We start from the raw sequence: 15,026 nt of genomic DNA, 5'->3' as shown, positions 1-15,026 counted from the left end.
TAGATTTGAAATTTAGGATGCGTGGATTGTTTCTGGTACAAGCCCCGCTTCTTGTCGAGTAGTGGCGCGGGAAAACAAATCTCAAATCGTCAATCTCAAATCCCCAAGCTGTATCCGCTTATGGCAGAGCGTCAATCTCAAATCCGTCTTGAAAAGTTTGCTCAACGGGGGGAACCCCCCGCAACTTTTGTCTTCTCTACGAGAGGCTGCGCCAACGACACGCTACGCGAACGCAAAATCCAAAATCCAAAATTGTTTGACTCATAAATAATATTTCTGGCGTTGGCGGAAGTTTGCTACGGATTCTACGATTCCTAAAGAGATGAAGTTTGTCAGCATAGCAGAACGTCCGTAACTCATCCACGGTAGGGGAATACCAGCTACAGGTGCTAAACCCACTGTCATGCCAACGTTCACAATCAACTGAAATACAATCATTGACAAAACACCAATCGCCAACAAAGAACCAAAGTTATCTTTGGCTGTTTGCGCTACGTGTAACAGGCGTAGGCAGATGAAACAGAAGACGAAGAGTACTACTAAGCAGCCAATAAAACCAAATTCTTCACCTACGGCAGAGAAAATGAAGTCTGTATGCTGTTCGGGTACGAAGTTGAGTTGAGTCATCGGCCCCTTAAACAGTCCCCATCCCCAAATTTCACCAGCACCAATGGCAATGCGAGATTGAATCAGGTGATATCCAGCTCCTAAAGGATCATGTTCGGGGTTGATAAATACGCTCAGTCTGTCTTTTTGATATTCTTTGAGGACATGGTTCCAGGCAAAAACCCCTAATTCACCGCCCAGCATATTCAGCACCCATGCACCTATAGCGCCCAAATTAAATTTGCGCCAAGGGAGAGTCTGCCAGCCCACAATACCCATTGCCCCTGCCCAACATAAGCCTAAGGGACTGAAGGTTAGGTCTTTAAGTTGTTCAAAAAGAACTATTGGTTCTGATAAGGGCCAAGAAATACTAAATAAAATAGCCGCGACTACTGGCGAAATCATCAGGATTAACCAGCCTGGGTTAGCATTTGCCCAATACAACATCCCTAAGACGATCGCACCAAATACCATTGATGTTGCCAAATCAGGTTGTAAAAATACTAATCCCCAAGGAACAGCACTAATTAGCAAAACGCGGAAAACACTATCGAGACTAGAAGCTGTGCGTTTATGTAGCAAAGCCGCCAGAGTAATAATTATCCCAATTTTGGCAAACTCTGAGGGTTGGACGTTAAAACCTGCAATATTAATCCACCTTTGCGCCCCTTTAGCGCTAGTACCAGCTATCATGACAGCAATGAGGCTAAAGTTGGTCAGTCCATATGTTACCCAATGCCACTGAAGCAGATTTTCGTAACGGGTACGAGCGATAAACAATGCAATAAATGCACCAATAGTAGCTACTAGCCAATGCCACCACCAGTCCGTGACTGGTTGTTTGAGTTCCGTACTGAGAATCATCAGCCCGCCAAATATACTGACGGCGACAGGCAAACAAAATAGTAACCAGTCTACTTGCTGCCAAGGTTTAACCCAATACTTCCAACGAATTTTGGGGAGCGAACTTTTTAACAACATTGTGTGAGTTTAGACTTTAACTGTTAAATTTTAATTTAGTGACTAAAGAAGTATGAAGCGTTAAGTAGAAGCTAGGAATTATCAGCTAGATATGTATTAATTTTATACTTCATACTTGCTACTTCGGCTTTGACTTTGCCTACTAAAATCTGTATTCCTAGGCTGTAGCCCAGGAACCAGACAAAATTGTAATTCTTATGTCAATGCTGCAACTGATACTTTACCAGCGATGGATAAGGCGATCGCACTTAGTGCTTTTGCAGAAGCAGAATTTGGCTCGGCTACAACAATCGGTACGCCGCTATCACCACCAATTCTTGTAGATATCTCCAGGGGTACACATCCTAACAATGGGACTCCCAGTTCGGCTGCGGTTTTTTCGCCACCGCCAGAACCAAAGATATCGTACTGTTTATCTGGCATATCTGGAGGAATAAAATAGCTCATATTTTCCACGATTCCTAGTACTGGGACGTTCATCTGCTGGAACATCCGCAATCCTTTACGTGAGTCTAAGAGGGCAACATTTTGGGGTGTAGTAACAATTACTGCCCCTGCCATCGGTACTGCTTGGGCTAAAGTTAACTGAGCATCCCCAGTTCCGGGTGGCATATCTACAAGTAGATAATCTAATTCGCCCCATTCTACTTGATAGAGAAACTGACGGATGACTCCATTTAACATTGGCCCCCGCCAAATTACTGGCTGATCTCGGTCAATTAAAAAGCCCATAGAGACTAATTTAACGCCGTGATTAAATGCTGGTTCGAGGATTTCGCCTTTCTCGCTAGGACGTACAGTAATTTGGGCATCAGCTAGTCCCAACATGGTGGGATCGTTGGGGCCATAAATATCAGCATCAAGTAAGCCAACTTTTGCCCCTGTTTGTGCTAAAGCGACTGCAACATTCACAGCAACGGTACTTTTACCCACGCCACCTTTGCCACTAGAAATCGCAATAATATTTTTTACCCCAGTTATACCAGTGCGATCAGGTAGGTTTTTTTGCTGGGGTGTTTCTGCTGTGACTTCGACAGTAACATCTGTAACACCAGGGAGTTTTTTCACAGCCTTTTGGCAGTCTTCAACAATAAACTCCCGTAAAGGACAGGCGGGTGTGGTTAACACTAAAGTGAAACTAACCTTGCCACCATCAATTTTGACGTTGCGAATCATATTCAGTTCTACCAGACTTTTTTGCAGTTCTGGGTCTTGAACTGGTCGCAACACATCTAACACCGAGCGAGCATCGAGAACATCGTACATAAAAATTCAAAATTTAAATTTCAAAAAGAAGAAATCCATTTGTGGCAAGTATCTTAACTAGTAACTGGATACCTTAATTGTGCTGCGATCGTTGTAATAAATCTTAAAAAAAATACATAGTTTATTGATGGTAAATATTCTCTTTGTTGATGGATTACTCAATAGGTGTTTGTGATTTCTGATCCCCCTCATCCCCCATTACCCATTACCAAATCCTCAATTTCTAAAAATCAAAACAACTGTCATTAATGGACTTTTTCTGGCTAGAAACTGCCTGTAATGCAGCTTTCTCTACTGCTTCCACTAAAGAACGAGCCACGCGATCAACATAGGGACGAGACAAAGACCAAATTAGAGGTGACAACCAACCACGTAGTGTCACAGAATAAGATAAACAAGTACCACACACCGTTGACTCTACTCGGTAAGTTATACGTTCCTCAATCCCAGGCAGGGCCAAAACTCTGATACTCAACATTTCTCTGGGATTGACACGTTCTACAAAAATCCGAATTGGAATGGGCGAAAACCGAGTTACTGCCTGGAAAATTAAGCCTGGTTTGGGTACTAATCCATAAGGTACATTTGTACTTTTGAGTAAAGGGTGCCAAGAAACGTCTGTGAAGTTTACCACCTGTTGCCAAAGTTCATCTACAGATGCAGAACTGATCTCTCGATATGTCCGCACCAGCGAAGCGCAAAATCGGCGACGTTTCTGATTGATGAATTTGGATAAACAACTTCGCATTTGCCTAATCCTCCTAGCTACAGACTTTCTGGGAACTCTGGCATGGTGGGCAATTTTGGTTAGCCCTCGACTTCAAATCATTGCTGAGTGGGATTTTCGAGTAATGACTGGATACTCAAAACTGTCATATTCCCTGCTCTAGCTGATACGGCATAGTGTTACTGTCTTTTAACTCAGCACTCAGCAACGCCAGTTGCTACAAAGGAGGGAACCCCAACGGACAGTTTGCTCAAGTCGGGAAACCCGCCCACGCAACTGTCCTCCGCAACGCACTGGCTCCTCAGCACTTTTAACTCAGACTTTTCATTCAAACTTTCTCAAAATGGCCCTAAACATAGCAAGCCCCATAGGTCGCAGACGCTAGTACGATGATAGAGAGATTACACCGCCTTGTTGTGGAACACAATTCGGGATTAGGTGTTCTAGTTGTGACCATTCCAGCCAAAACTATTGATGTCTCAAGGTTGAGAGTGTTTGCAACTAATTTGCCAGAGTCTTGTGTAAATACCAGATGTTGTCATCAAAAAAATTCAAAAAAAAACCTTCGTCAATATACAAGCCTATACGCATTTGAGGGACAATAAACTCTAGTCTTGCTAATCAATCGTATAAATGCTTGACAAGTAAGAAAAAAGCAAATTTTAACCAAGTGTTTGGTCAGAAATTTTAATTTAAAAGTTTCTGATTGTTTGGAAATTGTAATTTAGGTTCGGGAATCTATGTTGATCAACTCGCAAACCCCTACTTTGGCCGTAGACTCATCTAAGTTTCTCCCACCAACTGACGCGAAACTTAGAGTTAGTCAGTTTATGAAACAGCTACAAGACGAAATTAGTAAAGCTTTGGCTAATTTAGATGGTGTAGCTAATTTTCACGAAGATAGTTGGGAACGGCCAGAAGGTGGTGGAGGGCGATCGCGTGTTCTGCGTGATGGTGCAATATTTGAACAGGCTGGTGTAAATTTTTCTGAAGTTTGGGGTTCCCATTTACCACCTTCCATTTTGACCCAACGTCCGGAAGCGGCTGGACATGGTTTTTATGCCACAGGAACTTCTTTGGTTTTACACCCGCGTAACCCCTATGCACCAACTGTCCATTTAAATTATCGCTATTTTGAGGCAGGCCCAGTCTGGTGGTTTGGTGGTGGTGCGGATTTAACACCTTACTACCCTTTTGCTGAAGACGCGCAGCATTTCCATAAAACACTGAAGCAGGCTTGCGATCAACATCATCCAGAGTATTACCCTGTCTTCAAGCGCTGGTGTGATGAATATTTCTACCTCAAGCATCGCAATGAGACAAGAGGTGTAGGCGGTCTATTCTTGGATTATCAAGATGGTCAAGGTGCTTTATATCGCGGCCCTAACCCCAATGGGGAAGCAGCTATTTATAGCAACCAGGTAGGAACTTTACCACAAAGAACTTGGGAAGAATTGTTTGCTTTAGTACAAAGCTGTGGTGCAGCTTTCTTACCAGCTTATTTACCAATTGTAGAACGCCGTCATAGCACTGAATATGGCGATCGCGAACGGAATTTCCAACTCTATCGCCGAGGAAGATATGTAGAATTCAACTTGGTTTACGACCGAGGTACAATTTTCGGACTCCAAACCAACGGACGTACAGAATCGATTCTTATGTCGCTACCACCGTTAGTACGTTGGGAGTACGGGTATCAACCAGAAGCTAATACCCCAGAAGCCGAATTGTACGAAACTTTCCTCAAGCCTCAAGATTGGATAAATTGGACACCCAATCATACTGCGGATTAAGGGTTGTGGAGTTCTAGTTTTCTCTGTAAATCTCAGGTATCAATCTGCAAGAATCAACGAAGAAAGTCCGTATTTAGGGCTTTGCATCTGTGATTCTGCTATTTTCCGCCTTTGGAAATTCAAGACGTGTATCTGGACACTCAGCACCATTTTAGTGAGTTAAACTACTAAAGATAACCACCTAGTAAAAATAGGTGACATTTTTAGCTGTTGCTTGTTAATCTCAAGTACAGGATTAAATTTTTCTGTTAATGGTGAGTCAATTAATTTACTAATTTTGCTGGCATCATCCCAGTAATGGAACAAACGTCCCAAACAAGTAAGTCTTTTGACTCGCCAATAACAGCTTTAAATACGTAGTTAACTCTCAAAGGACTGCCACAGGGAGGCTAAGTGATTCAGATAGAGCAGAAAACCTATATAACCCAGGATGGTAACACCGTTATTGTCTTGGCACCGACAGGGCGCTTGGATATCACCACCGCCTGGCAATTTCGCCTGAAGTTACAGGAATGTATTTCCAAACTCAGTCGCCATGTAGTTGTGAATCTTAGTCAGGTCAACTTTATTGATAGTTCTGGACTAACTTCTTTAGTCGCTGGTATGCGTGATGCTGATAAACTTAAAGGCAGTTTCCGCATCTGTAACGTACACACAGAAGCCAAACTCGTCTTTGAAGTAACGATGATGGATACTGTCTTTGAAATCTTTGAAACAGAAGAAGAAGCTTTAGAAGGTGTACCTCGGAGCATCGCTAGTTAAAACAGTGCTGAGTTATGAGTCATAAGTACTGAGTTGGAGAAATTTCCCCAACCGAAAGTAACAAAGGTAAATTATCTTACCTTTGATGTTACTTATTCCTTTAGTAGTCACCACTCAGTACTGCTCTCGCTTAGTGTAGCGATAAGGGCCTAAGACTGCGCCCCAAGTAGCTTTTCCAGTTGCTGGGTCAATTCCTTTATCGTAACTGTAAAATTCTGTTGCAGAGGCTTCAAAACCTAAAGAAACATGGAGGGTGTTACCTAGATAGGTAAAGCTGCAATTAGTATTGGGCAGTGGGGTTGCAGCAAACTTATAACAGTTAGGGGCTATTATTTGCTGAGTAACTGAGAGGACGCAGCCTGGTAATAAATCTAATTGGCTGGCTGTTAATGTGTTGAGTAAAGCTGGATTGCGACCTGCACCGATGAAAAGGCTAGGGTCTTTAAACATATAATATTGTACTTTTACAGGTGCATCAGAGCTATGTCCTGGTTGTAAGCGTAGAATCCTTTGCCGATAAGGATTATCAAGATTCACAATACTAGCTTGTTCCGCAAACAAAGTAATACTGTCTTCTGTAAATAAATTGACTGGTCTTTGCCACATTCGGAGGTGGACATACCAAACAGGATCGGCAATGGCTTGTTCTTTATTATCAAATTCGCCAGCTAGGTACTCACCTAAAGCGATTAACTCGGGAGAAAAGCTCATAAATTTAGTTATAAAAAGTCAAATATAGTAGTTTTAAGCTGATATTAAGATATAAATCTCTGTATCAATACTAATGCTCATTTTTACTTGTTATTTCTTTGTCTTACTCAGTTGGAAAAATTTTGCACCGCAATACTCGATGGCTTGATGCCAGAGCTAAGATGAGGATGAAAATGTAAACTATAGTTAATAATGTAAAAATATTGTAAACCACTGACTCGCTAGTGGAAACCCGAACTTGGCAAAGTGGACTTTAAGCGAGAGAATAAAAACACGTCGCCCTTAACATTTTCTTTGTGAATAACGTCCGTACTGTCTCTGATACAAAGCGAACATTCTACTCTGTTCACACCCGTCCAATCAACACGATTTATCGTCGGGTAGTGGAAGAGTTGATGGTGGAAATGCATCTGCTGTCAGTAAATGTCGATTTTAGCTACAATCCGATTTATGGCTTGGGCGTTGTCACAACCTTTGACCGGTTTATGCAAGGCTACCAACCAGAACGGGATAAGGAATCGATTTTTAGTGCCTTATGTCAGGCTGTAGAGCAAGACGAGCAACGCTACAGGCAAGATGCTGAAAGATTGCAAGGTATAGCTGAAAGCTTGCCAGTAAATGATTTAATTGCGTGGCTGAGTCAAAGTACTACTTTAGATAGAGATGCTGACTTGCAAGCGCAATTGCAAGCGATCGCCAATAATCCTAAATTTAAATACAACCGCTTATTTGCAATTGGTTTATTTTCGTTATTGGAAATTTCCGATCCTGAATTAGTCAAAGACGAAAAGCAGCGCAACGAAGCTCTGAAAAAGATTGCTAGTGGCTTGCATCTGTCTGATGATAAATTCACTAAGGATTTGGATCTTTACCGATCTAATCTCGATAAAATAGCACAAGCGCTAGTAGTAATGGCGGATATGCTCTTAGCCGATCGCAAAAAACGCGAACAGCGCAAGCAACAATCAACTACTACTGTTGCTCCTCCTAGTACCAACGAATAGTATATAGTAAAACTATTTTCGATTTTGGATTGACCCCGACCATCAGGTTACGGGGTTTGTATGTTTTAGATTCGAGTCAAACGATTTTGGATTTTCGATTGATTCCACAGATAAATCTAGGGGCTTGTACCATCAAGTAACTATTGGTTAATAGTAAATAACTCGAATGCTATCGACTGCGAACTAGGGACTTTTGTTCAGCGAGTATTTTTCACTTCAGATTAATCGCTATACACCCAATAATCGGTAAATTAAATTGTTGATGATAGTGAGTGCAAACGCTCCTAATATGGCACTCCAAATACCGAAGCGTAAGCGAAAACCTTCCACTAACCAAGCAGCAATACTAAAACAAACAACGGCGACCATAAATGTAAACAAGCCGGATAACATATCTAATGTCAGCAGACTGGGTAATACAAAAGCGAGTCCGAGAATTGGTCTTACTAATGCTGTTACAATGCCGAGAACTGCTGCTGAAAGTAATGCTTTATCGGGAGTATCAATTTCTACTCCCAAAGGTAGCTTACTAATAATCAACAAACTGATAGATGTTACTATCCAAACAACTACAATTTTCCAAATTTCACTCATTTCCACAACCCTGAAAATGCTAATGGCGATAGGAATTGAAATGAAAAAGTGCTGAGTCTCGAGCTAAAAATACTAAGCTATTACCCATTTAAGTTGCACATTCTTGCATTAATTTAGGTCTATCTTGGCTTGGTAATGCTAGTCTAATCAACTTGGAAAGCCAGCGTCATGAACTAGCCACTTTCTATTCAAGAAAGAGCTATCTTAATGAGTAAATATGCAAGATAAACCTGTTTTAACTTAATAGGCTGTGTCATTCATCTCGATGAGTTCGTAATGAGTTAGCCTTGTGCTAAAAATTTCAAGGTTCAAGAACTGATTACGAACTTATTTACCCCCACCAAGACTACAAACAGACGAATAAATACTCAGTCTAATGGGAAACAATTTTTGAAAATCAGCTTACTATTTCTAAATTAGCAGAGTTTTTTTATTTCGGAAAAGTTTATTTGGAATATTTTTAGTTTTAAGCTGTATATCATGCAAGTTGCATCATTAAATTTTGGATGTTGACGGTTGACGGTTGACAGTTAACCGTTATTAATCCTAGAGTTTCATTAGTGAATTTGTAATTTAAAAGGCTAGTAATTGCTTAGTTATAAAAATAGTAAAAATATTAGTATAAAATTAAATACGTGACAGTTTAAGTAATACAAAAAATAAATTATCTAAATAATCAGTAAGGTGCGTTACTTAATTAACGCACCATTTGCAGATCATCTTGCAGGAGTAGAAGTGCTTGTTCCTGGTGCTACATTTCTGTTGGGTGTTGTGGCATTGGGCGCAATCTGAAGATTTTGACCAGTTTGAGGCGAAGTAGGTGCTGTGGGTAAGTTAGGATTAACATTACCTTGAGGATTGATGTCTGGGACTGGTGCAGTATTTGGTACAGGATTAGCACCAGGGTTAGTGGGAAAAGCTGGAATGCCAGGAAGAGTAGAATTAGTAGGTGTTTGAGATTGGTTTGGTATAATTCCCAAAGAGACGCGATCGCCTCCTACTTGGCGAAGTAAGTCTAAGGTTTCGATGACATCGTTGTATGTTGCTGTCCGTGATGCATTCAGTACTAAAACGCCATTAGGGTTTTGTTGAACATAATTCTTTAAAATTGCTGCTAATTGGTCTCGTCTGACCATTTGTTTTTCCACATATGTTTGACCAACAGCGTCAACAGTTACAGGTAAGATATTGCTATTGCCCTGTAACGCCGCAGTCGGTGATGTACCAGTGTTAGCTTTAGGTAAATCTAGATTAATGGCATTAATTGCTTCTTGGCGCGTGAATTGCAAAGCCGCCAACAAAAAAAATGTCAGAATACAAAAAACGACATCTATCAAGGGAATAAGTTGAATTTGAACTTCTTCAACTGGAGTATGTAAATTTATTTTCATTGTTTCTCTGTAACTATTTTGATGGGTCGAATTACAAATTCGTAATTCGTAATTAAAGGAAAACCTACTAAGATGGTAACTACGAATTACGAATTATCAACTACGAATTACTTTGATTATTCTCAGAATCTAATGAATCAGTTGGTTCTGTAACTTCCGGAGAATTAGAAAACTTGTTTCTACCACGTTTACGGGGTGGCGTGAAATTTTCCCGTGCAGATTCTCGCAAAATTATTGCTGCAGTATTACTCAAGTCTGGTGGTGACTGACGGTAAAGCAATTCCATATCATTACCGGCTTTGCGAAAAACCTTGACTTGGTTAACTACAAAACTTTGAAATAGGCGGTAGAAAACCAAACTCACAATAGCAACTATTAATCCACTTGCTGTACTAATTAGGGATTCACCAATACCAGTGGTTACCCCAGCAGCAGATTCGGTTCCTAAATCACCAATCCGAATTGAACGTAGAGATTGAATCAAACCTAAAACTGTACCCAACAATCCCAAAAGTGGCGCAAGTGCAATAACAGCTTCTAAAAGCTTTTCGCCTCGCCGCATTCCAGCTAACTCGTCTTCTGCGGTTGCTTCCAAAGCCAAGCGAAAGGTTTCTGCATCGTTTTTCGTGAGCCTCAACGGAGCATAGAGAAACCGACCGATAGGTTGATTTGTAGCTTGTCTAGCAATATCTGCTGCTACTTCCCAATTCTCAGCAGCAGCATCTAAAACGCGGTCAACTATTTCTTTTTCTTGAGTGAGAATTCGCAGCCAGAACCACAAACGCTCAAAAATTACACTCAAAGCTAAAATTGACAGCGCCAGCAAGGGCCACATCGCTGGGCCGCCTTTTTGAAACAAATCTAAAATATCCACGGTTTAAGTCTCCTCTCTGCATATCTAGAGCAACTATGCCAAAGCAATTTAATTCTAGAGATTAATGCACCACTACCATACTCTTATGCCGGATTACATAATCACAATATTTATGTTGCATTTTCACTGTACATAACCTCAGCAGCTAGAATGCCGATCATCTCTAGAGTTAACAATTTTGAATTTTGTAGACCTAAGCCTTTTCACAGGTATTTGGTATTTTGAATTGTTTTAGGACTTCCAGAAAATAAATTATGCAATGAGTCAGAGCAAATCATTGTAGAATTCTTCCTCCCCTGCTCCTCAGCTTCCCATGCTCAAGGGAGTGATTGTATATTTTTTTAGCTGGAAGTCCCTTAGTAGCATCACCCAGACAAAATTGGACGGTTATTCCCACCGGGAATTTTAAGCACAATTTGCCAAAATTAAAGGTAACTGGAGGTTCAAAACATGAAATTTTCACTTGAATCAGTTTACTCTTGGTATCGGAATTCGCTTCGCAATCCCAAATACCGTTGGTGGGTAATTTTAGGAACACTAGTTTATATTGTCAGCCCCATTGATATCGCCCCAGATTTTATTCCTATTGTGGGAGAAATTGATGATGTTTTACTGCTGACCCTGCTAGTGACTGAGGTATCTGGACTCGTGATAGAAGGCTGGAAAGCTCGTAAGGGTTATGTAGAAACCAATACAAGTACTACACCCGAGGATTCTAGCGCCACCGGAAATACTGTCGATGTTGATGCTGTATCTGTCAAGTAGTTTTTTAAAAAATATAAAATTTGACGCACCCCCTGCTTTCTCAGTAGGGGGATATTTTTTGTGATGTAGAAGTTGTATTTCCCTGGGGGTTTATATCTCTTTGACAAACTCCGTCAAGAAGCGGAAGGCTTTCAAAATATAGTTAGCGCAATCTCTAGGAGAGGTATTGTAAAACGATCGCCAAGCATTAGCCTTATCCTCATCATAGCGATCGCCTCTTTCGGGATGGGCATCTAACCATGCTAATCTGACGGCATGACCAATTAATACATCCAAGACCATATATTCTTCTATTTGCAGGTTAGGGTTATTGGCTGCGATCGCTCCTAGCTCAACTAATGCTTCAATATTTACTTGGCGGTATTCTGGAGCCTCAATTTTATTCAGCAGATGCTCGACTAATAAAGCAAAGTTTTTTTCGCCTGCTGTCATCTCTGACAGCATTATTTCACTATCCAAGCGATTGCGGCGTTCTAGTTTATCGCCAATTACGATACCTTTGCAATGTTTCATTAATAGCCAAACTTGCTGGAAAAAGTCTTTGGGTACACGTCCGGTTGCGCCTTCAGCTTGACGGAATCGCCGCCATCCGCCTGCTGGGACTTCAATATCCGGATCATTGGTGAATGGTAATACCCAATCGATATCACTTTCTTTTTGTTTGACGTGGAGTGATTCTTGCTGACGTAACAGCTTACTCATCCCCGCATATTCAGCTAAGACATTTTGCAATCGTGTCTTGACTTCAAACGGTGATAACTGCATTAGGTATTCATAGGCTTCATCTTGAGTGACTTTTAATTCTCTAGCTAGGTTGCTGGTAATTAACAGGATGAGGTAGCCTACTTTCAATGTCAGCAATCCGCGAAATAGTTCGGGTTCGGTTCTAATTAGCACACCCAGATAGATAATTATCTCTTGCGTCAAAACGCGATCGCGGATATCTTCACGACAAAAGTTTTTAATCTTCTCGGCTATTTCATGGTGAGACTTGGGTACAGTGATGAGTGAATCTTCGCTGTAAGCTCTACCTACAGAAATTTGCTTACCTCGTACTAAAATACTGGTGACAGCATCGGACAAACCAATATCAACCATTTGTCGCAAACCCGCAACCCGGCGGACAATCGCCCACAATCCTAAGTCGCCAGCTTTGGTATATACTTCATCCAGTAAATTGTCTACTGTGACCACAGCCTTAGGCCCACCAAACCCAGTATCAAAATCTAGCCCTTGCAAGCGAGTTAAAGTCTGCAATAACTCAATTTGTTCGTAAATATTTTCCGAAGCACGTAAAGCCGACAACAAGAATCCCAAGTTAGTTTCACATTCCATTTGGAATTCCTGGGTATGTCCTAGTTGCCAATTTTTCCCGGGATGATATGCCAAATAATAGCAATGTAACCCCGCATTTTTGACGGCTGGTAGGGAAAATTCATCATCTCGCAGAAAATCAATTCTTTGAATTGCTGCTGTTAACATTAACTGATTTAATCGCCCTAGTTTTACCCTGACACCATTACATACACCATTTTTCAGTTCTTGCATTAATTCTAATAAGGCATCCGAACCAATTTCTAACATGGTATGGGTTAACATCAAAGTCAGGGTAGGACGACCTAAATCACTCCAGTATTTTTGAATGTAAGCGAGTTCACTCCTAATTTGATCTAGCAAAAAATGGTAATCAAGAGTTAAATAAAACTGTTGGGCATCTAAGAAAGATGGTAAAAATACAATTGTCTGACCATGAATCCGAAAAATGCGTGATGTCGTTAAACTACGTAAGCGCCGCACTGGCCGCCCTGTTAATCCTAGTTTATCGTTGCGCCCAATTTGGGTATAAATAGTTGAAATATCCCCAGCATTTCTTACTTGAATGGGTTCTAATTGTTTGGGGGTTTGGGTTTCAATTCCATAAATTTCGAGTTTTGTTTGTAAGTCTTCATCTTCTGCAATTAAGGCAATTTGTACGAGAGATTCTCGATTTTTGCCGCTAGTTAAATGTCTACCCAAAGGGTCAATATCACCAATGGCAATTAGCCCATCATTTAACATTTGTCCCAGGAGATATAAACTTTGGGCCCATACTAGGGGAACATTTTCATTCGGTAACCGGGGTTGACTTTGGGGTGCTGCTTTTTCAGCTTCTATATTCTCCTCGGCAACATAATATAGTTCTGGTAATAACTGCAAGCCATCGCGTTCTACGAGTAAGGATTCTAAACGCTCCTGGTAATATTCAACTTGTGCTTTATCGTTCCTAAATAAGCCATCTAAAAATAAATAAGTGAAAAATAAAGGCCATTCACACTCTATATGCTCAAATTGCTTTAGTTCCCACGGTTCATAATGTAGGCGTTGGGTATCTTCTAAAACGGTTTGATGTCCATCCCGCAAAAAGCGCTTACAGCCGTATTTCCCCTGAAGTTTTCTAATGATATCGTTAAGGGTGCGATCGCGTAGTTTCTCGTCTTCTACTGCAAAGGCGGGAAAGCTAATAATACTCAACAGCGCCGCATCAATTTCTTTGGAGCCAGATTCTCTCGGTAATAGCGATTCTAATGTCACCCGCGCGCGCGCAATTTCATCGGGGAGAACATGAATTACTGAAGCTTGACTCCCACGGACACCAAATAAATCTAGTCCGTTGATGGCTTCTAACGCCGCTTTAGCCATCCCTACAGAACTAGCGTTTAACTCCGCATTACCCCGATTAATCTTGTTACCACGTTCCCAAATGCCGTAATCTGGTGTGCGATAGGCTCGTCCAATGTAATAAACCAAATTTTGGACAAAATTAACTTCATCAATGGTATAAATTATATGCAAGCCGGAAGCGGTCATTTGTGCCAACATCAACAAAAATATTGATGTGGCATCTATTTGTAAATGTCCCCATTCATCATCGCCTACCACAATATCACCAGTAGCAGTGTTGTATTTAGCATGTAAGCCATCTAAGGGGGACTGAGTATGTTTAAACCGTTCCACTTTATGAACTTGTCGCATCATTGCAAACAGCAATCCACGCATCAGCTTGATTGCACTATGTTCTAGTTCATAGGTGTAGCCTTTGTCTTCATCAATCTTACGATACGCAAGTGCTAAACCCCACACTGCCAAAATGCTATAAACATTGTCTCTTACCCAGGCATCAGTATAATCGCCGTGGGCTGTTATAGCTGTACTCGCAGGTAGCAAACCAGTAATGGGATTCTGACGGCTAAGAATAATTGTTTTGATTTGCTGATAGTAATTCTCTAGGCGAGCATACAATTCTGACGTAGTGTTCATGGTATTAGTAGGCGCAACTTGCGGAAATCAACCCTGTGACTGTGAAGTTAAAGATGTGAGCCAAGCCAGATCGAGTTCTGGTATTAGCAATGATATTACAGATGAGAGCGGTATAAGTTAATTATTATCATCTGTTGTTAACCATCTGCTGACAGAAATTTCCCGGAGATAGGACTGAAAATATTTTTTAAATCTTTATCTGTGTCAAGACATACTTATACCTATCTTTAACCTGTTTTATTAATTCTAAAGTAG

The 15,026-nt window shown here is 41.0% G+C and carries 12 protein-coding genes; 4 read left to right on the top strand and 8 right to left on the bottom strand.

The features are described from left to right. Positions 1–261 precede the first annotated feature (261 nt). The 3 genes from rodA to HGR01_RS07025 form a co-directional block, all read right to left on the bottom strand. Complete coding sequence (rodA, locus tag HGR01_RS07035) at positions 262–1,587, bottom strand: rod shape-determining protein RodA (RefSeq protein ID WP_045869157.1); 1,326 nt, start codon at positions 1,585–1,587, stop codon at positions 262–264. A 195-nt stretch (positions 1,588–1,782) separates the two neighbouring features. Next, the gene (locus HGR01_RS07030; protein ID WP_045869158.1) at positions 1,783–2,853 is read right to left on the bottom strand and encodes an Mrp/NBP35 family ATP-binding protein; all 1,071 of its coding nucleotides are present in this window, start codon (positions 2,851–2,853) and stop codon (positions 1,783–1,785) included. Between the two features lie 223 nt (positions 2,854–3,076). Next, positions 3,077–3,601, bottom strand: coding sequence for a polyketide cyclase / dehydrase and lipid transport (locus HGR01_RS07025; RefSeq protein WP_045869159.1), 525 nt, complete (start codon positions 3,599–3,601; stop codon positions 3,077–3,079). 719 nt (positions 3,602–4,320) lie between these two features. Between HGR01_RS07025 and hemF the strand changes: the two genes are divergently transcribed. Both hemF and HGR01_RS07015 read left to right on the top strand, forming a co-directional pair. Continuing rightward, the gene (hemF, locus tag HGR01_RS07020) at positions 4,321–5,373 is read left to right on the top strand and encodes an oxygen-dependent coproporphyrinogen oxidase (protein ID WP_045869160.1); all 1,053 of its coding nucleotides are present in this window, start codon (positions 4,321–4,323) and stop codon (positions 5,371–5,373) included. Positions 5,374–5,766: 393 nt separating this feature from the next. Then, entirely contained in the window at positions 5,767–6,135 is a 369-nt protein-coding gene (locus HGR01_RS07015) for an STAS domain-containing protein (protein WP_045869161.1), read from the top strand. A gap of 114 nt (positions 6,136–6,249) precedes the next feature. Here HGR01_RS07015 and HGR01_RS07010 read toward each other — a convergent pair whose 3' ends face one another. Then, positions 6,250–6,846, bottom strand: coding sequence for a chromophore lyase CpcT/CpeT (locus HGR01_RS07010; RefSeq protein ID WP_045869162.1), 597 nt, complete (start codon positions 6,844–6,846; stop codon positions 6,250–6,252). A 296-nt stretch (positions 6,847–7,142) separates the two neighbouring features. Here HGR01_RS07010 and psb29 point away from each other — a divergent pair, with 296 nt between their 5' ends. Beyond that, positions 7,143–7,850, top strand: a complete 708-nt coding sequence (gene psb29 / locus HGR01_RS07005; RefSeq protein ID WP_045869163.1) for a photosystem II biogenesis protein Psp29 — start codon at positions 7,143–7,145, stop codon at positions 7,848–7,850. 228 nt (positions 7,851–8,078) lie between these two features. Here psb29 and HGR01_RS07000 read toward each other — a convergent pair whose 3' ends face one another. From HGR01_RS07000 to HGR01_RS06990, 3 genes are all read right to left on the bottom strand, one after another. Beyond that, the gene (locus HGR01_RS07000; RefSeq protein WP_045869164.1) at positions 8,079–8,444 is read right to left on the bottom strand and encodes a phage holin family protein; all 366 of its coding nucleotides are present in this window, start codon (positions 8,442–8,444) and stop codon (positions 8,079–8,081) included. 716 nt (positions 8,445–9,160) lie between these two features. Continuing rightward, entirely contained in the window at positions 9,161–9,835 is a 675-nt protein-coding gene (locus HGR01_RS06995) for an ExbD/TolR family protein (RefSeq protein WP_045869165.1), read from the bottom strand. Positions 9,836–9,935: 100 nt separating this feature from the next. Beyond that, positions 9,936–10,709, bottom strand: a complete 774-nt coding sequence (locus tag HGR01_RS06990; RefSeq protein WP_045869166.1) for a MotA/TolQ/ExbB proton channel family protein — start codon at positions 10,707–10,709, stop codon at positions 9,936–9,938. Positions 10,710–11,159: 450 nt separating this feature from the next. Here HGR01_RS06990 and HGR01_RS06985 point away from each other — a divergent pair, with 450 nt between their 5' ends. Further along, complete coding sequence (locus HGR01_RS06985; protein WP_045869167.1) at positions 11,160–11,474, top strand: YkvA family protein; 315 nt, start codon at positions 11,160–11,162, stop codon at positions 11,472–11,474. A 90-nt stretch (positions 11,475–11,564) separates the two neighbouring features. Here HGR01_RS06985 and HGR01_RS06980 read toward each other — a convergent pair whose 3' ends face one another. After that, on the bottom strand, positions 11,565–14,771 hold the full coding sequence (locus HGR01_RS06980; protein ID WP_045869168.1) for a glycoside hydrolase family 15 protein: 3,207 nt from the start codon (positions 14,769–14,771) through the stop codon (positions 11,565–11,567). Positions 14,772–15,026 lie beyond the last annotated feature (255 nt).

Source organism: Tolypothrix sp. PCC 7712, assembly GCF_025860405.1.
Lineage (GTDB): Bacteria > Cyanobacteriota > Cyanobacteriia > Cyanobacteriales > Nostocaceae > Aulosira > Aulosira diplosiphon.
The sequence above is the reverse complement of the archived record's forward strand: the minus strand, read 5'-3'. Positions and strand labels throughout refer to the sequence as shown.

Coding starts and splice junctions, on each gene's coding strand:
- rodA (WP_045869157.1), bottom strand. CDS start 1,587: ATGTTGTTAAAAAGTTCGCTCCCCAAAATTCGTTGGAAGTATTGGGTT.
- HGR01_RS07030 (WP_045869158.1), bottom strand. CDS start 2,853: ATGTACGATGTTCTCGATGCTCGCTCGGTGTTAGATGTGTTGCGACCA.
- HGR01_RS07025 (WP_045869159.1), bottom strand. CDS start 3,601: ATGCGAAGTTGTTTATCCAAATTCATCAATCAGAAACGTCGCCGATTT.
- hemF (WP_045869160.1), top strand. CDS start 4,321: ATGTTGATCAACTCGCAAACCCCTACTTTGGCCGTAGACTCATCTAAG.
- HGR01_RS07010 (WP_045869162.1), bottom strand. CDS start 6,846: ATGAGCTTTTCTCCCGAGTTAATCGCTTTAGGTGAGTACCTAGCTGGC.
- HGR01_RS07000 (WP_045869164.1), bottom strand. CDS start 8,444: ATGAGTGAAATTTGGAAAATTGTAGTTGTTTGGATAGTAACATCTATC.
- HGR01_RS06995 (WP_045869165.1), bottom strand. CDS start 9,835: ATGAAAATAAATTTACATACTCCAGTTGAAGAAGTTCAAATTCAACTT.
- HGR01_RS06985 (WP_045869167.1), top strand. CDS start 11,160: ATGAAATTTTCACTTGAATCAGTTTACTCTTGGTATCGGAATTCGCTT.
- HGR01_RS06980 (WP_045869168.1), bottom strand. CDS start 14,771: ATGAACACTACGTCAGAATTGTATGCTCGCCTAGAGAATTACTATCAG.